Origin of the sequence: Cellulosimicrobium sp. NPDC057127, assembly GCF_042670945.1 — a bacterium.
GTDB lineage: Bacteria > Actinomycetota > Actinomycetes > Actinomycetales > Cellulomonadaceae > Cellulosimicrobium.
The window spans coordinates 62,250-80,621 of the sequence record NZ_JBHUUP010000001.1 but is presented as its reverse complement, the minus strand read 5'-3'; the positions used below and the strand labels follow the sequence as shown (position 1 = coordinate 80,621).

Here is an 18,372-nt window from a genome sequence, read left to right as displayed (position 1 = left end):
GGAGCCTTCCTGGCGGAGACGGAGGGATTTGAACCCTCGAACGGGTTGCCCCGTTACCACCTTAGCAGGGTGGCGCACTAGACCTGACTATGCGACGTCTCCTCGCGGGCCTGGCCGACGGCCGTCGTGGTGCACCCGCGTCGCCCAGGGTACCGGCGTGCCGCCGCGCGTCCAAACCGCACGGCGCTCACCGCTCGAACGTCCACTCCCGGTCCGTGAGCATGCGCGCGACCGCGAGCCCGATCGCCAGCGCGACGATGACCAGCCCCGCCTCGACCGCGTAGCCCAGGGCCTGCGCCGTCGTGCCGGTGTTGAACTCGTAGACCGCCCGGTACGCCGTGACACCGGGCACCATGATGACGACGGCGGGGACGGAGACCGTGATGCGCGGCACCCGGAGAGCGGGCGCGACGCCGGCCGCGAGCAGGCCCACGAGCAGCGCGGCCGCCGCGGCGGCCGCCTGCGGGAACACGTCGGCGTCCACGAGCACGAGGCGCCCCACGTTCGCCACCGCACCGGTCGCGGCGGCGCCGACGGCCATGGTCCACGGGCTGTTGAACATGAGCGCGAACCCCAGCACGCCGAGGAAGCTCGCCAGGGTGCGCAGCGCGAGCAGGAGCGCCGGGTCGATGCCGGGCGGCGGCACCGGGTCGGGCGCCAGGCCTGCGACCGCGGAGAAGCCCCACACCGCCAGCGCCGCCGACGCCAGGAGCACCAGGGCGTACGTGAGGCGGGCGACGCCCGCCGAGAAGTCGAGCCGCGCCAGGTCGAGCGCACCCGTGACGAGCGCGAACCCCGGGACGAGGAACAGCACCGCCGAGACGTACCCCGCCTCGTGGTTGCGCGAGACGCCGGCCAGGTCGGAGAGCGCGAGCACGAGCGCGAGGTACGCCATGCTCGCGACGGCGGCGGACAGCATCGTCACGCCGAACTGGTTCACCCCGCGGTGCAGCATGGTGCGCCGCACCGACTGGCCGAGCGCCGCCGCCATCAGCACGGCGCCGCACTCGACCGGTCCCCCGTTGTTGAGGAACGCGAACGCCGCGCACGCCACACCGGCCCACAGCGCGTTGAGCGCCGTCCCGTACAGCAGCGGCTTGTGCGCGATCCGGTCCAGCTCCGCCTCGACCGCCGGCAGGTCCGCCTCGCGCGGCAGGGTCACGGCGAAGCGCTCGAGCTCGCTGAGGCGGTCGGCGTTGATGCCCACCGACCGGACCTCCGTGAGCTCCGTGCGGAAGATCGGCCCGCGGTACGACGTCGCGGTGATCTCCGTGAGCGTGACGTGCGCGGCGACCCGCTCCAGGCCGAGCGCCCGCCCCACGCGCGACATGTGCTCCTTCACGCGGTAGCTGCCGGTGCCCGCGGAGAGGGCGAGGCGGCCGGTGCGCAGGACGGCGCCCGAGCGCCGGATCAGCTCGACCGGTTCGAGAGCGGCCTCGTCGGGCGGGGCGGGGCGGGGCGGCTCGGGAGTCACCCGGCCATCTTGGCGCACGGCCGACGGCACGGCACCCGTCGAAGGTCCCGTGCCGTCGGCCCGCCGGGAGCGGAGGGCGAGGGATTCGAACCCCCGGTGCATTGCTGCACAACGGTTTTCAAGACCGTCACATTAGGCCGCTCTGTCAGCCCTCCCGGGCCTCACGGCCCAGCGAGCCATTCTGGCACGTCGCACCGGGCGCGACGACGCCCCTCCGGCGGTGGGGCCCGGCCCGCACGACGACGGCGGGCCGCCCCGGGAAGGAGCGGCCCGCCGTCGTGGGGCGCGTGTCGAGCGGAGTGGTCAGGCCGCCCCGCGCAGCTGACGCATCGCGAGCTGGACGAGCGCGATGAGCGTCTGCTTCGTCGCGGCGCGCGACCGGGCGTCCGTGTACAGCATCGGCACGTGCGCCGGGATCTGCAGGGCCTCGCGCACGTCCTCGAGGCGGTGCTTGGCGACGCCGTCGAAGCAGTTGACGCCGACCACGAAGGGGATGTTGCGCGACTCGAAGTAGTCGATCGCCGGGAAGCACTGCTCCAGCCGGTCCGTGTCGACGAGCACGACCGCGCCGATCGCCCCGCGGACCAGGTCGTCCCACATGAAGAGGAAGCGGTCCTGGCCCGGCGTGCCGAAGAGGTAGAGCCACAGGTTGCCCGGGAGGGAGACCCGGCCGAAGTCCATCGCGACGGTGGTCGTCGTCTTGCGGTCGCTCACGCCACCCGCGTCGTCGACACCCACCGAGTGCTCCGTCATCGCGGCTTCGGTGTTGAGCGGCTCGACGTCGGAGATCGACCCGATGAACGTCGTCTTGCCCACCGCGAAGCCGCCCGCGACGACGATCTTCACGACCGTCGGCGCGGTGCGCTGCTGGTCACCGGAGGCGGGCCGGGCCTGCCCCGTGGCCGTGGGCTGCGGCGCCGTGCGGGGCTGCGGGGCCTGCGCAGCGGATCCGGGCTGCACCCCGGTGGCGGCCGTCTGGGCCACGGCGGGCACGGGCGCGACGGTCGGCGCGGGCGTCTGCGGCGTGTAGGCCGTCTGCTGGGCGGCGGGCGCCTGCGGCGCCGGTGCGGGCGCCGGCTGCGCCGTGGGTGCCTGCTGCGGTGCAGGCGCCGGCTGCGGGGCCGGGTTCTGCTGCGAGGCCGGAGCCTGCTGGGCCGGGACGGGTGCCTGCTGACCGGCACCGGTGGCTGCCGACGCCGCGGCGCCGGCGCGCTCCGAGGAGCCCGTGCCGGTCAGGGGCGACCACGACGGGGCCGGGACCGTACCCGCGGACGAGCCCGACGACGCACCGCCCTGCGGTACGGCGCCGGAACCCTCAGAGGGTGGAAATGCCATTGAGAACACTCTCCAGGACGCTCAGCGACAGGCCGGAGTGGTTGCTGCCGTGGCCCGTGTGCACGTTGAGCGGGGTCGAGGTGTGGACGGTGATGTAGTTGTCCTCCTGCAGGTCGGCGACGAGCACCTTCGTCACGCCGAGCGGCAGCCGGAGCAGCGCCGAGAGCTCGGCGATGGACACGTAGGTGTGCGCCGCGTGCTGGAGGATCGCCCGCTTCTCCGGGGGCAGGCCGTAGCTGTTCACCGCGCCGGGCATGACCTCGACGAGGGCCTCGAGCGGGAGGTCGGACGTGGCCGACCGCACGCGTCCGCCGGTCACGGCGTACGGGCGCACGGTGGCCGCCTCGTAGACGTCGCCGTGCGTCCCGACGCTGCCGAAGGGTACGTTCGTCATCGATCAGACCTCATCCCACGGGGGCTCGGGTTGCACCGTCAACGGGGAGGCTCCCCCGCATCTCGGAGATCAGCTGCGGGGTCAGCGTAGCCTCCGTGCGCGAGACCAGGAGCGCCATCTCGTACCCGATGAGGCCGATGTCGCAGTTCGCCTCCGCGACCACGCCGAGCACGGACCCGTTCGACACGTTCATGAGGAACAGGAAGCCGTTGTCCATCTCGATGATGGCCTGGCGGACGTTGCCGCCGTTGAGCTGGCGGGCGGCCCCCCGCGTCAGGCTCGACATGCCCGAGACGATCGCCGCCAGCTGGTCGCCGCTGGTGCGGTCGAGCTGGTCGGACATCGCCATGAGCAGGCCGTCGGCCGACACCACGAGCGTGTGCCGGCTACCCGGTACCGTCCGCACGAAGTTGTCGAGCAGCCACCCGAAGTTCGTTGCCTCGGTGCTGAGCGCGTTCACTGTTCCTCCTCGTCAGTTGCCACAGACGGCACGTCGTCACCGCGCCTGCGGCGCTGAATCAGGGACATGATCCATGGTCTCGGGTCTCCACGTCGAACCGGCCTCCTCGTCCCCCTCGACACGGCCGCGGGCCGTGCCGGACTGGAACGCCGAGAGCCGTGCCCGGAGCTGCTCCGGGTCGCGGTCGATCCGGGCCGTGAACCGGTCCACGTACCCCTCGCGGTCCTGCCCGCGCGAGCGGCGCGCGAGACCCGAGGAAGCGGTGGGCTCCACCTTGAGCGGCTGGTACGTCCCGCTGTCGGGCCCGCTCAGGCTCGTCTCCTGGAAGTCGCCGGCGCCGCGCAGCAGCGTGGACATCTCCTCGTAGAGCACGGCCGAGGCCATCCAGTCCGAGCGCGCCTCGACGGAGTCGCTGATGTAGTCGTCCTCGAGCGGCTCCAGGTCCGGCACCTGCCGGCGCACCAGCGGGACCGGGGCCCCGTACCCGCCGTCGGCCCCACCACGCCGGGCGGCGAGCGGCGCGACCGGCTCGGCGGCCGGCGTCGTGACCGCGGGGGCGGCGGGCGCGGCAGCAGCAGGTACGGCCGGCGCAGCAGCGGGGGCAGCAGGGGGTGCGGCCGGGGCGAAGGACGACGTCGTCGACACGGAGGGGGGCGGGGCGTACGTCGTGTCGGTGCGCTCCGCCTGCACCGGCGCCGGGCTCTCCGGGGCACGCGTGGCGGCAGGGGCGGGACCGGCGAACGCCGACGCACGCACGGGACCGGGACGCGGGTCCGCCGCGACCGGAGCCTCGTCCGCGGGCGTGAGCGTCAGCGGCGGCTGCTCCAGCGCCGGCTCCACCGGCGCGACGTCCACCGGTCGTGCCGACGCGGCGTCGCTCGAGGGCGCGCGTCCGGCGGGCGCGGACTGCGTGGACGTGGACGCCTGCGGCGTGGCGGACGTGCGGGGGCGGCGACCGAAGATGCCGCGCTTGCGCGTCTGGTTCTCCCGGAGCGACCGGCGCGTCGGCAGGTCCGCCATGAGCTCCTCGAAGCGCGGCAGCGCCTCGAACGTCAGCTCGGCGGGCACGTCCTCGCGCTCCTGCTCGGCCGTCTCCGAGGGGGCCTCGGCGACGGGCTGCTGCTCCACGGTGGACTCGACGGCACGCTCCGGTGCCGCGTCCGGGACCCGCTCGGGCGAGCGCTGCGCGAGCGGCACGCGCGCGACGGTCGTGTCGTCGACGGGAGCCGGTGCCCAGTCCACCGGCTCGGGCGTCCAGGCCACGGGCTCCGGCTCCGCGTGCGGCGCGACGGGGGCCTCGTGCGTCTCCTCGACGGCCTGCGGCGCGGGGTCGGCCGGCGGTACCCACGTCTCGGAAGGCTCGGGCGACCACGGCTTGGAGGGCTCGGGCGACCACGGCTCGGACGTGACGGTCTCGCCGCCCGCGTGGTGGTCGGGGACGAGCGGGATGTCCGTCGCCGTGACGTCCGGCGAGGGGCCGAGGTCGACCGGGTTCGTCGTGGCCCCGCGCTCGCCGACGGGGCGGAAGCTGGAGAACATCGCGGAGCGCGTGCTGACGTCGAGGACGGGGATCTCGGCGGACTCCGGCTCGACCGGGGTGGCGGCGGTCCGCGACCGGCTCGGCAGGCTGCCGGCCGCCGGGGCGACCTCCGCCGGCGGGGTCCACGCGTCGTCGGCGGCCGGCATCTCCTCGGGGAGGGCGGGCGTGGCGAGCGGCGGGAGGACGATCGCGCCCGTCTGCGGACCGGAGGCGAACGACGCGCTCGGGGCGGACGCCGTCGGGTCGACGGTGCGCGAGCGACGTCGCGGCATCCCCGTCTGGGTGGTGCCGTCGGTGAGCGCGGCGATGTCGACCGCCTCGGCGACCGGCGGCTCGGGCGCGACCGGCACGGTGGCCGAGGCGACCGGCATCGGCGCGACGGGGACGGGCTGGGACGCGACCGGCGGCTGCTGGGGAGCCTGCTCGGCGGGGACCGCCGGGAGCACGCCGGTGCTGGTGAGCTGCTGCGCGGCGGCCTGGGTGCCCGACTCGAGCGGGTCGGTCGGCACGGGCAGCGGGACGTTCGAGTCGGCGACGAACAGCACGGCCGGGAAGGAGACCGTGACCTCCGTGCCGGTGCCGTCCGAGCCCGCCGCGAAACGCACGCGCGCGCCGAGGCGGTCGGCGAGCCGGCCGACCACGAAGAGGCCGAGACGCTGCGCGCCGACGACGTCGGAGGCGGCGTGGGTCGCGACCTTGCGGTTGGCGTCCTCGATCTCCTCGGGCGTCATCCCGAGGCCGTGGTCGCGGACGGTGACGTGCACGGCGTGCTCGTCGCGACCCGTGGTGACCTCGACCGGCGTGTGCGGCTCGGAGAACATCGTCGCGTTCTCGAGGAGCTCGGCGAGCAGGTGCGCCGCGTTGAGCGCGTTGTGGCCGAGCATGAGCGGGTCGACGACGAGGTTCAGGCGGACCCGGTCGTAGAGCTCGATCTCGGACGAGGCGGTACGGATGACATCGGAGGCCGGCATGGGCTGGCGCACACGACGGCCCGAGTCGATCCCCGCGAGCACGAGGAGCGATTCCGCGTTGCGACGCATCCGGGTCGCGAGGTGGTCGAGGCGGAAGAGGTTCGACAGGGTCCCCGGGTCCTCCTCGGAGCGCTCGAGGTCGTCGAGGAACGCGAGCTGGCGGTTGAGGAGCACCTGGTCACGACGCGCGACGTTGACGAACATCTCGGCGATGGAGCCACGGAGCGCGGCCTGCTCGCGGGCGACCCGGACGGTCGTGGTGTTCACGTCGTTGAACGCCGTGGCGAGCTGGCCGACCTCGTCCGTCGACTCGACGGAGATCGGCGTGAGGTCGATGGACGGCCCCTGCCCGGGGACGGCCACCTGCGAGACGAGCTGCGGCAGGCGCTCACGGACGTCCTCGGCGGCGCCGGTCAGGCGGCGCAGCGGGTTGACGATCGCGCGGGCGATGAGGCCCGCGACGAGGAGCGAGGCGACGATCGCGAGCAGCGTCGCGGCGATGGTGACCACCGCACGGGTGGTGGCCGCCCCGGAGAGCGCGTCCGCCTGCTCCGCCGTCTCCGCGCGCACGGCGTCACGGACCGGGATCGTCTCGTTGCGGAATTCCGTCGACTCGATGGGCCACGCCTCGACGTTCGAGGCGATCGCCGTCTCGGGTCGCGAGGCGGCCACGTTGCCACGCAGCTGCTTGTACGTCACGCCCTCCACAGGCATGTCGACGTCGATGCCGGGCAGCGCGCGCACCGCGTCCCGCGCCTCCTCGACCATCGCGTCACCGGCGGTGAGCAGCACCGCCGCGCTCTGGTTGTCGGCGGTGCTGCTCTGGCCCACCTGCGCGGCGTTGAGCACCGCGCCCGCGACGGGGAGCTCGAGCGCCTGCTGGGCGAGGAGCTCGTCGAGCTGCACGTACGCGTCGAGGTACTGGGCGAGCCCACGGTCCGGCGTGGTGTCCGCGAGGGTCCGCGGCACCTCGAGCGCGGAGTCGATGAGACCGGAGTACAGGTCGATGCGCTGGTTGCGCCCGAGACCGGTGCGGTCGATGGAGCGCCGCACGACGTCCAGCTCCTCGCGGTCGGCGAGCGTCGCGTCCACGGCCGCGCGGACCCGCGGGTCGAGCGCCGAGAGGTCGAGGGACCGCAGCAGACGGTCGCGCTCGTCGAGCGCGGCGTCGGTGGTCTCGCGCTGCGCCATCATCTGCTCCTCGGCGCCCTCGCCGCCGAGGGCGTCGACGACGCTGAGCGAGCGCTCGGCCGCGATCTCCGTGCCGGCGACGTCCTGCGCGGCGAGCGCCTCGACGAGCGCGCTCGTCTGGTGCGCGTTGCGCGCCTCCGTGATCGACTGGGCCGAGATGAACGCGGCGGCGACGAAGAGGACGAGCACGGGGACGGCGAGGGCCGCAAGGATCTTCCCGCGAACGCTCAACCTGCGGAGCATACGAACCTGCCTCCATGACCCAGATCCATCCGGTTCGGCGACGGCGTCGCGGCGTGCGCGCGCAGCCCGGCTCCCCGGTCGTGCGTACTAACTATCGGTGCACATCGTCCGGACACCTAATCCGCCGGTGGCCCCACTGACAGGCGTCACCGGCCCCGCCCCCTGCCGGGCGAACCGGCGCCCTCGGTGGCGCGCGCGTAGGCTCGACGGTGTGCGAGCTGTCACGATCTCCGGCCCCGGTGGCCCTGAGAACCTAACGGTTTCCGAGCTGCCTGACCAGACCCCCCGGGCGGACGAGCTGGTGCTCGACGTCGTCTCCGCTGGCGTGAACCGCGCTGACCTGCTACAACGCGCCGGGTCCTATCCCCCGCCGCCCGGCGCACCGGACTGGCCGGGCCTCGAGGTCGCCGGCACGGTCGCCCGCGTCGGCGACGGCGTGAACGGCTGGTCGGTGGGCGACCGCGCGGTCGCGCTCCTCGACGGCGGCGGGTACGCCGAGCAGGTGCGCGTGCGCGCGTCGCAGGTGCTCCCCGTCCCGGCAGGCGTCGACCTCGTCGACGCGGCGGCCCTCCCCGAGGCGGCGTGCACGGTGTGGAGCAACGTCGTCGACGTCGGGCGCCTCGTCGCCGGCGAGTGGCTGCTCGTCCACGGCGGCTCCGGCGGCGTCGGCACGATCGCGGTCCAGGTCGGGGCCGCGCTCGGCGCGCGCGTCGCGGTCACCGCGGGCGGTCGCGAGCGCGCCGACCGCTGCCTCGCCCTCGGGGCGAGCCTCGCCGTCGACCACCGCGAGGAGGACTTCGTCGACGCCGTCCGTGCCGCGTCCGACGGCCGCGGGGCTGACGTGATCCTCGACGTGGTCGGCGCGGCGTACCTGGACCGCAACGTCCGCGCGCTCGCGACGAACGGCCGGCTGGTGGTCATCGGGATGCAGCAGGGCGCCCGCGCCGAGCTGGACCTGGGCCGCCTCCTGGCGCGCCGCGCGTCGGTCGCGGGCACGACCCTGCGCGCGCGCCCCGCCGAGGAGAAGGCGCGCATCGTGCGCGAGGTGCTGACGCACGTGTGGCCGATGGTCGAGGACGGCCGGGTGCGCCCGGTCGTGCACGCGCGGCTGCGTCTCGACGAGGCCGCCCGCGCCCACGAGCTCCTGGACTCCGGCGAGGTCTTCGGCAAGGTGCTGCTCGTCCCGTGAGCCCGCCGGTGCGGGCGTCCGCGGCACCCGCGAGACTGGCCCCATGGCTGACGACGCACCTGCCCCCCGCCCCGACGACGACCGGTCCGCGGACCGCCCCGAGCCCGGTGGCACGCCCGGCGACGGCCCGGACCGCGTCACGGTCGTCACGCCGGACGGCACGGGGGTGAGCGTCGTGGACGACGACGCGCCCGAGGGCTCCGGGGGCGACCCGGCCAACGTGATCGAGGAGCCGGCGAAGGTCATGCGCATCGGCGGCATGATCAAGAAGCTCCTGGAGGAGGTGCGCGACGCGCCCCTCGACGACGCCGCACGCTCGCGCCTCGCCGAGATCCACGAGCGCTCGCTCAGCGAGCTCGAGGAAGGGCTCTCCCCGGACCTCGTCGACGAGCTGCACCGGATCACGCTGCCGTTCACGGACGACACCGTGCCGTCGGACGCGGAGCTGCGCGTCGCGCAGGCGCAGCTCGTGGGCTGGCTCGAAGGGCTCTTCCACGGCATCCAGACGGCGCTCGTCGCGCAGCAGATGGCCGCCCAGGCGCAGCTGACCCAGATGCGCCGGGCGCTTCCCCCGGGGGCGGTGCCGATGGGTCCGGGCGGTCCCGGCATGCCGGCCCGGCAGGACGGCCACGACCCGCACGACGGACGCCCGTCCCCCGGTCAGTACCTCTAGGCCCCGGGCTCCTCGGGGCCTCTGTCCGTCGAGGGCGCGGAGGACCGGCGCGCGGTCATGGCGATGGCGCCGGAGACGAGGACGAGGCCGGCGAGCTCCGGCAGCGTCGGCACCTGGCGGAGCACGACGGCGCCGACCACGGCCGCCGTCGCGGGCAGGAGGGCGAGCAGCACCGAGAACGTCGCCGCGCTCACGCGCGGCAGGATCACCTGCTCGAGCGCGTACGGGACCACGGACGAGAACAGCGCGATGCCCGCGACGGCGACGGCGTGCCGCCAGTCCGCGAGGACCGGCAGGGCGTGCGGGGCGAGGAACGGGGCGAAGGCGAGGGCGCCCAGCGTCATGGCGACGGACAGGGAGGTCACGCCCGACCCCGCCACCGCGACGCGGCGCCCGAGGAGGATGTACGCCGCCCAGCAGGCCGCGGCGACCGCGATCGCGCCGAGACCGACGACCGCGTCCGCGCGCGGCAGCTCGGACTCGAGCGTGACCCCCGCGAGCAGCACCACCCCGGCGGCCGCGACGGCGATCGCCCCGCGCTCCCGCCAGCCACGCCCGGTGACGGCGGCGACGGCGACCGGCCCGCAGAACTCGATCGCCACGGCGGTGCCGAGCGGCAGGTGGTCGATCGCGACGTAGAAGGCGAGGTTCATCGACGCCAGGGCCAGGCCGAAGACCGCGACCCATGCGAGGTCCCTGCGCGACCACGCGCGGCGCCACGGGCGTCGCCACACGAGCAGCAGCACGGCGGACGCCGCGATGCGCAGCCACCCGACCTCGACCGCGCCCGCCGCCGCGAACAGCCCGACGGCGATCGCCGCGCCGAGGTACTGCGTGAGCCCGGAGACGACGAACAGCGCGGGGACGGGGACCCGCTCGAGGGCGGCGGCGGGGCGGACGGGCACCGCACGACTCTACGACCGGGGCACGCCGGCGCCGCCCGGCACGAGGGCCGGACGGCGCCGCGCGCGTCAGCCCTTGACCGACCCGGCGAGCAGACCGCGGACGAAGTAGCGCTGGAGCAGGACGAAGACGACGAGCGGGACGATGATCGAGATGAAGGCCCCGGCGGTGAGGATGTGCCAGTCGCCGCCGCGCGAGCCGGCCATCTCGGCGACGCGCACCGTCAGCGGGTAGGACTCCGTGCTGGCGAACGTCAGGCCGACCAGCAGGTCGTTCCAGACCCACAGGAACTGGAAGATCGCGAACGACGCGATGGCCGGGACGAGGAGCGGCAGGAGCACCTGGAAGAAGATCTTCACGTGCCCGGCGCCGTCGACGCGCGCGGCCTCGACGAGCGAGCGCGGGATGTCCTTCATGAAGTTGTGCAGCAGGAAGATCGCGAGCGGCAGCGCGAAGATCGAGTGCGACAGCCACACCGTCCAGAAGGTGCCGTTGAGGCCGACGGTCACGTAGTCGCTGAGCAGCGGGACGAGCGCGACCTGGAGCGGCACCACCTGGAGCGCGAAGATCGCGACGAAGAGGATGTTGCGTCCGCGGAACTCGATCCACGCGAACGCGTACGCGGCGAGCAGCGCGAGCGTGATCGGGATGACCACGGCGGGCAGCGTGATGACGAACGAGTTGACGAAGTAGGTCGCCAGGTCGGCCCCGCTGCCGTACAGCGCCTGGTCGTAGTTGTCGAGCGTGAACTCCGCCTCGCCGGTGAAGAGGCCGGGGATGACCGTCCACCACCCGCTGCGGCGGATGTCGAGCTCGGGCCGGAACGACGTGACGAGGAGGCCGATGGAGGGGATCGTCCACAGGATCGCGATGAGGATCGCGATGAAGGACGCCCACGGGGAGCTGAGCCGCCCCTTCGCGGCGATCGCGCGCCTCTCGAGGCGGCTGATCTTGCGGGGGCCGCGCGGGCCCTCGGTCTCGCCCTCCCTGGTGAGGTCGGTCTCCGGGACGACCGGGGGGATCGGGGTGCTGGTCATCGGATCTCCTCGGCAAGCCGCATCTGGCGCACGTTGTAGACGATGATCGGCACGACCAGGATGAAGAGGATGACCGCGAGCGCGGAGCTCAGCCCCTGGTTGTTCTGCCGGAACGCCTGCGTGTAGAACTCGTTGGCGACGACGTCCGTGCCGAACTGGCCGCCGGTCATCGTCCGGACGATGTCGAAGATCTTGAGCGTCGCCATCGCGATCGTCGTGAGGACGACGACGAGCGCCGGCCGGACGCTGGGGATCGTGATGTACCGGAACATGCCGAAGCCCTTGAGCCCGTCGAGCCGGGCGGCCTCGACGATGTCGTCGGGGATCGCCTTGATGGCCGCGGAGAGCACGGTCATCGCGAACCCGGTCTGGATCCAGATCATGACGACGATCAGGAAGAACGTGTTCCACGGCTGGCCGATGAGGAACTGCTGCGGTTCACCGCCGAGCCAGACGATGACCTGGTTGAGCAGGCCGATCTGCTGCACCCCGGGCTGGTTCGGCCGGAACTCGTAGACGAAGCCCCAGATGATCGACGCGCCGACCATCGAGATCGCCATGGGGAGGAACACGAGCGCCTTGGCGAACTTCTCGAAGCGGGTGCGGTCGACGAGCACGGCGTAGACGATGCCGATGAACGTCGACAGCAGGGGCACGATCACGACCCAGAGCGCGGTGTTGCGCAGCACGAGCTGGAACTGGTCCGTCGTGAAGGCCGTGACGTAGTTGTCGAGGCCGACGAACTCGTTGCCCCGCCGGTCGAACAGCGAGTTCCACACGGTGATGAGCGCGGGCCGCACGAGACCCCACGCGAGCCCGATCACGGCGGGGCCGACGAAGCCCAGGACGACGACCCAGCGCGGGATGCGCTTGGGCCGGTCCACCGCGAGGAGGATCGCGCCCATCACGACGACGAACAGCGCGATCGCGAGGAACATCAGACCGAACTTCTCCGCGGGAGAGCTCGGGTCGGTCAACCAGTCCATCGTGGCCTCCGGTCTGCCCGCCCGCCTCGGTGCGGGTCGGGACTCGTGTCCAGGGTGGGGTCGGGCACGGGGGGCCCGCCGGCTCGGCGGACCCCCCGTCCCGTCACGCTCGGGTCAGGTGGACGTCACGCGTCCGGGCCTCACTCCGCCGGCCAGGACGCCTCGATCGTGTCCACGACCTCCTGGGTGTCGGAACCGGTGAACCAGTTGACCATCCCCGTCCAGAACGTCCCGGCGCCCACCTCGCCCGGCATGAGGTCGGAGGCGTCGAACCGGATCACCGAGTCGGGGTCGGAGAGGATCTCGGCCGACAGCTGGTCGAACTCCGTGGCGAGGTTCTCGGGGTCGAGCTCGTTGTTCGCGCTGACCCAGCCGCCCTGCGGCGTCGTCTGCGCCTTGGCGTTCGCCCAGTCGCCGGAGGACAGGTACGTCTGGAAGGCCTGGACCTCGGGGCGGTCGTTGAACGCCGCGACGAACTCGCCGCCGCCCAGCACCGGCTTGATGTCGGTCTGGTTGGTCGGCAGGTAGAACGCGTAGACGTCGCCGTCCTCGGCCACCTCGGTGCCCTCGGGCCACTGCGTCTGGTAGAAGTTCGCCGCACGGTGCAGCCAGCAGCTGCCGTCGAGGATCGGGTAGCCGGCGTCGGTCCACGCGGTCGTCGCGATGGAGTCGATGCCGCCGAGCCCGCCGTTGACGTAGTCCGGGTTCTTGAGGATCTCACCCGTCGTCTCGAACGCCTCGACGATCTGCGGGTCGTTGAACGGGATCTCGTGCGTGTACCACTGGTCGTAGACCTCGGGTCCGGCCGTGCGCAGCACGACGTCCTCGATCCAGTCGGTGGCCGGCCAGCCGGTCGCGTCGCCGGACTCGATGCCGGCGCACCACGGGACCGCGCCGGAGTCGGCGATCTCGGCGGTGAGGTCCATCATCTCGTCCCACGTCGTGGGGATCTCGTAGCCCGCGTCCTCGAACATCGACGGCGAGTACCAGACGTACGACTTGACGTTCGAGCCGAGCGGGGCGGCGTAGAACGTGCCGTCGACCGTCCCGTACTCCTTCCAGGACTCGCTGAAGAACTCGTCGACGTTCGCCTCGGTCGCCTCGGGCGCCGGGACGATCGCGTCGGGGAAGTCGGTGACGATCGTGTTGAGCAGGCCGGGCTGCGGCAGGTACGCGATGTCGGGCGCGTTGCCGGCCTGGATGCGGACGAGGAGCTGCGCCTCGAACTCGCGCGACCCCTCGTAGTTCACGGTGACGCCGGTGCACTCCTCGAACGGGTCGTAGGACGCCTCCTGCGTCTCCTGCTCGGGCTCGACGATCGAGGTGTAGACCGAGACCTCGGTCCCCTCCAGGTCGCCGAACTCCTCGTAGGCCGAGCAGTCGATCTCGGGTGTGGCCATGTCGTCGCCACCACCACCACCACCGCCGTCGCCGTCCCCTCCGCCGCCGCACGCCGCGAGGACGAGTGCGAGGCTCGCCCCGCTCGCGGCGACGGCGAACGTACGACGACGCCGTGCGCCGGACAATGTGCTCCTGGTCATGTCAACCCTCCACCTCGTCGTGTGAGTGCGGACGTCACGGCGTCCCGGCCTCGTGGGCCGACGTGTGCCGCGGACGTCGACGAGCGCGGCAGCGCTCTCGCCCTACGCACAATGCAAGCGTTTACATCGGTGATCTGCAAGCACAGAGCGGCTGCCTTCCGGTAACGATTCCGTCACGAGCCGTCGCCGGACGCAGCGCTCCGTCGCCCTCTGTGGACACGCTCCCACAGTCCCGTCGCCTCTGCTCGCGGAGGACGGCGGACCGTCCGTCACGCGCCCCGGCCGCCCGGCGGCGGACCCGTCGACGCGCGCCGGACCAGCTCGGTCGGGTACGTCAGGCGCCGGGGCACGGGGGCGCCGTCGATCATCTCCAGCAGCAGCAGGGCGGCGTCGGACCCCTGCTGGTAGGCGTCCTGCGCCACGGTGGTCAGGCCGACGACCTCCCCGAGGTCGTGCCCGTCGACGCCGACCACCGACAGGTCCTCGGGCACGCGGAGCCCGAGGTCGCGCGCCGCCAGCAGCGCGCCCATCGCCATCTCGTCGGACGTGGCGAACAGGGCGGTCACGTCCGGGCGCCGGCGCAGGAGCTCGGCGGTCGCCGCCCGACCGCCGTCCACGTCGACGTCGCCACGGACCTCGAGGCCCGGGTCGACCGCGATCCCCGCCTCCCGCAGCGCGCGCGCGTACCCGAGCGCGCGCTCGGCCGGCGGGGACCACGGCGAGGCCGGCTGCTCCACGTCCGTGACGTGCCCGACGACGCGGTGCCCCAGCTCGAGCAGGTGGCGCGTCGCCGCGTGACCCGTCGCGACGTCGTCGAGCCGCACCGTGACCTGGTCCACCGGCCCCGACCCGACGAAGGCCAACGGCCGGTCGAGGCCGACGAGCGAGCGGACCTCGTCCTCGTCGAGCGGCAGACCGACCACGAGGGTGCCGTCGACACGGTGGCGCAGCACGTTCGGGTCGACCCGCCGCCGCGGCTCGTCGCGGCGCACCACGAACGTGTGCAGCAGCACGTCGAACCCGACGTCGCGCAGCGCGCGCTCGGCCCCCTCGATGACGTTGGCGAAGAACCAGCGGTTCACCCACGGGGTGAGCACGCCGATCGTGCGGGTGCGCCCCGTCGCGAGCGAGGACGCGGACGGCGTCGGCACGTACCCCAGGCGCGACGCCTCGGTCCGCACGCGACGGCGCGTGGCCTCGGAGACGTTGGGCAGGCCGCGCAGCGCGCGCGAGACCGTCGCCGTCGACACCCCGGCGGCCCTGGCCACGTCGTCGATGCCTGCCACGACCGCTGATTCTGCCCGTCCCGCCCGCCGCCCGCGACCTCCGTCCGCACCCGGCGCACGTGCCCTCCGCCGCTGCCGCCGCGCTGCGCGGGGGAACCGGCGGATATCGTGGACCGCGGTCGCGGCTCCGCGGCCGCACGCCGCACGGAAGGACGACGATGATCGAGCTGAGGACGCCGCGGGAGATCGAGCAGATGCGGCCCGCCGGACGGTTCGTCGCCGACGTCCTCACGACGGTCCGCGCGGCCGCGAAGGTCGGCACCAACCTGCTGGAGCTCGACGAGGTCGCGCACCGGATGATCCGTGAGCGCGGCGCCGAGTCCTGCTACATCGACTACCACCCGTCGTTCGGCGCGAGCCCGTTCGGCAAGGTCATCTGCACGTCGGTCAACGACGCCGTGCTGCACGGCCTCCCCCACGACTACGCGCTGCGCGACGGCGACCTGCTCACGCTCGACTTCGCCGCGTCCGTCGACGGCTGGGTCGCGGACTCGGCCCTGTCGTTCGTCGTCGGGACGCCGCGCGAGGGCGCCCTCGGCGAGGCCGACCGCAAGCTCATCGAGACCACCGAGCGCGCGCTCGAGGCCGGGATCGCCGCGGCCCAGCCCGGCAAGAAGGTGGGCGACATCTCGGCGGCGATCGCCGACGTCGCGCACGCGGCGGGCTACACGGTCAACACGGACTTCGGCGGGCACGGCGTCGGGCGCACGATGCACGGCGAGCCGCACATCCCGAACGACGGCCGGCGCAAGCGCGGGTTCCCGCTCAAGCCGGGTCTGGTCGTCGCCATCGAGCCGTGGTTCCTCGAGACGACCGACGAGATCTTCACCGACCCCGACGGCTGGACGCTGCGCTCGGCGGACGGCTCCCGGGGCGCGCACAGCGAGCACACCATCGCGATCACGGAGGCCGGCCCGGTCGTCCTCACGGCGCGCGAGCCCCGCGAGTGACGCCGAGGTAGAGGGCCGTCGGCGACCCGGTCAGGGCAGGAGCGAGCGCAGGACGGTGACCGCGCCGTCGTCGGCGATGGGTCCGGTGACCTCGTCGGCGGCGGCACGCACACGCTCGTCGGCGTGACCCATCGCGACGCCGCGGGCCGCCCAGCCGAGCATCTCGACGTCGTTGTGCCCGTCCCCGACCGCGACGGTGCGGTGCGGCTGGACGTGCAGCGAGCGCCGCACCTGCTCGAGCGCCGTCGCCTTGGTGACGCCGAGCGGCGCCAGGTCCATCCACGCCGTCCAGCCGATGGCGTACGTGACGTCCTCGAGCCCGAGCTGCTCCACGAGCTCGTGGAAGTCCTCGCTCGTGGACCCGGGCGACCGCACGACCACGCGCGTCACCTCGCCCGACCACAGCTCGTCGAAGTCCACGACGCGGTGCACGCCGTCGAGCTCGCCGTCGGGGAACAGCTCGTTCATGCGGAAACCGACGCCGATGTCCTCGACCGCGTACCGCGCGCCGGGCAGGCGGTCGCGCAGCAGACGCAGCGCCGGGCCCGGGTCGAAGGTGACGACGTCCTCGAGCTCGTACCCCTCGGGCGCCTCGGGGTCGAGCCGCGCGGTCACGGCGCCGTTCGACGCGACGACCCACCCGCGGTCGATCCCGAGGATCTCCGCGACCGGGGTCATCGCGACGAGCGAGCGCCCCGACGCGAGCACGACGTGGTGCCCGGCCTCGCGCAGGGCCGCGACGGCGTCGCGCACGTCGTCCGACATCTCCTGGTCGTACGACATGAGCGTCCCGTCGACGTCGAGCGCGACGAGCAGCGGCTCGGACGGGGCGGCGGCGGGGGAGGTGGGGACGCCGTCCGTCACGCCGTCACCGGCTCGAGCACCTCGAGCCCGCCGAGGTACGGGCGCAGGCCCTCGGGGACACGGACCGACCCGTCGGCCTGCTGGTGGTTCTCGAGGATCGCGACGATCCAGCGCGTGGTGCCGAGCGTCCCGTTGAGCGTGGCGACCGTCCGGGTCTCGGCCTTGCCGTCCGTCTCGACGCGCTCGCGGACGTTGAGCCGGCGGGCCTGGAACGTGGTGCAGTTCGACGTCGAGGTGAGCTCGAGGTAGCGCTGCTGCGTGGGCAGCCACGCCTCGCAGTCGAACTTGCGCGCGGCGCTCGACCCGAGGTCGCCCGCGGCGGTGTCGATGACGCGGTACGGGAGGTCGACGAGGCGCAGCATGTCCTCCTCCCAGCCGAGCAGGCGCTGGTGCTCGGCCTCGGCGTCCTCGGGCGCGACGTAGGAGAACATCTCGACCTTGTGGAACTGGTGGACGCGGATGATGCCGCGCACGTCCTTGCCGTGCGACCCGGCCTCGCGCCGGTAGCACGCGCTCCAGCCGGCGTAGCGGCGCGGGCCGGCCGACAGGTCGATGATCTCGTTCGCGTGGTACCCGGCGAGCGCGACCTCGCTCGTCCCGACGAGGTAGAGGTCGTCCTTCTCGAGGCGGTAGACCTCGTCCGCGTGGGCGCCGAGGAAGCCGGTGCCCTGCATGACCTCCGGGCGCACGAGCGTCGGCGTGATGACAGGCGTGAAACCGGCCGCGACGGCGCGGTCGACCGCCGCGTTGAGGATCGCGAGCTCGAGCCGCGCGCCGACGCCGGTCAGGTAGTAGAACCGCGCCCCGGAGACCTTCGCGCCGCGCTCGGTGTCGATCGCGCGCAGCCCCTCCCCCAGCTCCAGGTGGTCGCGCGGCGTGAACCCCTCGGCCGCGAAGTCGCGGATGGTGCCCTCCTCGCGCAGGACGACGTAGTCGTCCTCGCCCCCGGCGGGCGCCCCGGCGACGACGTTGGAGATGCGGTAGAGCAGGCCCTTGAGCTCCGCGTCGGCGTCCGCGGCGTCCTTCTCGCGCGCCTTGACGTCGGCGGCGAGCTGCTTCGTGCGGGCCAGCAGGGCCGCCTTCTCCTCGCCCTGGGCCTTGGCGACCTGCTTGCCGAGGGACTTCTGCTCGGCGCGCAGCCCCTCGAACTCGGAGAGCGCGGCGCGGTGGCGCGCGTCCGCGTCGAGCGCGGAGTCGACGAGCGCGGGGTCGTCGCCGCGCGCGACCTGGCTGGCTCGGACGGTGTCGGGGTTGTCGCGCAGGAGGCGGAGGTCGATCACGCGTGCAGCCTAACGAACCGGCCCGCGCCGCCGGCGACGGCCGGCGGCGGCCGGT

At 73.5% G+C, this 18,372-nt stretch carries 15 protein-coding genes and 2 tRNA genes; 3 read left to right on the top strand and 14 right to left on the bottom strand.

From position 1 onward, the window contains the following. Positions 1–10: 10 nt before the first annotated feature. From ACFTZA_RS00340 to ACFTZA_RS00310, 7 genes are all read right to left on the bottom strand, one after another. Positions 11–102 (bottom strand) — tRNA-Ser (locus ACFTZA_RS00340). 85 nt (positions 103–187) lie between these two features. Beyond that, a complete protein-coding gene (locus tag ACFTZA_RS00335) occupies positions 188–1,474 on the bottom strand; it encodes a threonine/serine exporter ThrE family protein (RefSeq protein ID WP_378189522.1) in 1,287 nt (428 codons plus the stop codon). Positions 1,475–1,544: 70 nt separating this feature from the next. Continuing rightward, positions 1,545–1,629, bottom strand: a tRNA-Ser gene (locus tag ACFTZA_RS00330). A gap of 148 nt (positions 1,630–1,777) precedes the next feature. Next, complete coding sequence (locus ACFTZA_RS00325) at positions 1,778–2,320, bottom strand: ATP/GTP-binding protein (RefSeq protein ID WP_069387058.1); 543 nt, start codon at positions 2,318–2,320, stop codon at positions 1,778–1,780. Between the two features lie 469 nt (positions 2,321–2,789). Continuing rightward, complete coding sequence (locus ACFTZA_RS00320; protein WP_378189521.1) at positions 2,790–3,203, bottom strand: DUF742 domain-containing protein; 414 nt, start codon at positions 3,201–3,203, stop codon at positions 2,790–2,792. A 10-nt stretch (positions 3,204–3,213) separates the two neighbouring features. Then, positions 3,214–3,663: a roadblock/LC7 domain-containing protein gene (locus ACFTZA_RS00315; protein WP_024839165.1), complete on the bottom strand. Its 450-nt coding sequence runs from the start codon at positions 3,661–3,663 to the stop codon at positions 3,214–3,216. 36 nt (positions 3,664–3,699) lie between these two features. Further along, positions 3,700–7,596: a nitrate- and nitrite sensing domain-containing protein gene (locus tag ACFTZA_RS00310; protein WP_378189518.1), complete on the bottom strand. Its 3,897-nt coding sequence runs from the start codon at positions 7,594–7,596 to the stop codon at positions 3,700–3,702. Between the two features lie 223 nt (positions 7,597–7,819). On the opposite strand from ACFTZA_RS00310, the gene ACFTZA_RS00305 reads away from it, so the two are divergent. Together ACFTZA_RS00305 and ACFTZA_RS00300 are read left to right on the top strand one after the other, a co-directional pair. Further along, the gene (locus tag ACFTZA_RS00305) at positions 7,820–8,797 is read left to right on the top strand and encodes an NAD(P)H-quinone oxidoreductase (RefSeq protein WP_378189516.1); all 978 of its coding nucleotides are present in this window, start codon (positions 7,820–7,822) and stop codon (positions 8,795–8,797) included. Between the two features lie 43 nt (positions 8,798–8,840). Further along, positions 8,841–9,470 (top strand): bacterial proteasome activator family protein, encoded by a 630-nt coding sequence (locus ACFTZA_RS00300; RefSeq protein ID WP_378189514.1) that lies wholly within the window; start codon positions 8,841–8,843, stop codon positions 9,468–9,470. Here ACFTZA_RS00300 and ACFTZA_RS00295 read toward each other — a convergent pair. From ACFTZA_RS00295 to ACFTZA_RS00275, 5 genes are all read right to left on the bottom strand, one after another. Then, on the bottom strand, positions 9,467–10,375 hold the full coding sequence (locus tag ACFTZA_RS00295; protein ID WP_378189512.1) for a DMT family transporter: 909 nt from the start codon (positions 10,373–10,375) through the stop codon (positions 9,467–9,469). The two genes, ACFTZA_RS00300 and ACFTZA_RS00295, sit on opposite strands and share 4 nt — an antisense overlap. A gap of 66 nt (positions 10,376–10,441) precedes the next feature. Further along, positions 10,442–11,410 (bottom strand): carbohydrate ABC transporter permease, encoded by a 969-nt coding sequence (locus tag ACFTZA_RS00290; protein ID WP_378189510.1) that lies wholly within the window; start codon positions 11,408–11,410, stop codon positions 10,442–10,444. Beyond that, positions 11,407–12,396, bottom strand: coding sequence for a carbohydrate ABC transporter permease (locus tag ACFTZA_RS00285; RefSeq protein WP_378189508.1), 990 nt, complete (start codon positions 12,394–12,396; stop codon positions 11,407–11,409). The genes ACFTZA_RS00290 and ACFTZA_RS00285 overlap by 4 nt, the downstream gene beginning before the upstream one ends. A gap of 140 nt (positions 12,397–12,536) precedes the next feature. Beyond that, positions 12,537–13,937: an ABC transporter substrate-binding protein gene (locus ACFTZA_RS00280; protein WP_378189506.1), complete on the bottom strand. Its 1,401-nt coding sequence runs from the start codon at positions 13,935–13,937 to the stop codon at positions 12,537–12,539. Between the two features lie 269 nt (positions 13,938–14,206). Then, positions 14,207–15,223, bottom strand: coding sequence for a LacI family DNA-binding transcriptional regulator (locus tag ACFTZA_RS00275; protein WP_378189504.1), 1,017 nt, complete (start codon positions 15,221–15,223; stop codon positions 14,207–14,209). Positions 15,224–15,381: 158 nt separating this feature from the next. On the opposite strand from ACFTZA_RS00275, the gene map reads away from it, so the two are divergent. Next, a complete protein-coding gene (map, locus tag ACFTZA_RS00270) occupies positions 15,382–16,173 on the top strand; it encodes a type I methionyl aminopeptidase (protein WP_378189502.1) in 792 nt (263 codons plus the stop codon). Positions 16,174–16,203: 30 nt separating this feature from the next. Here map and ACFTZA_RS00265 read toward each other — a convergent pair whose 3' ends face one another. Together ACFTZA_RS00265 and serS are read right to left on the bottom strand one after the other, a co-directional pair. Then, complete coding sequence (locus ACFTZA_RS00265) at positions 16,204–17,037, bottom strand: HAD family hydrolase (RefSeq protein WP_378189500.1); 834 nt, start codon at positions 17,035–17,037, stop codon at positions 16,204–16,206. Beyond that, entirely contained in the window at positions 17,034–18,317 is a 1,284-nt protein-coding gene (gene serS, locus ACFTZA_RS00260; RefSeq protein ID WP_378189498.1) for a serine--tRNA ligase, read from the bottom strand. The genes ACFTZA_RS00265 and serS overlap by 4 nt, the downstream gene beginning before the upstream one ends. Positions 18,318–18,372 lie beyond the last annotated feature (55 nt).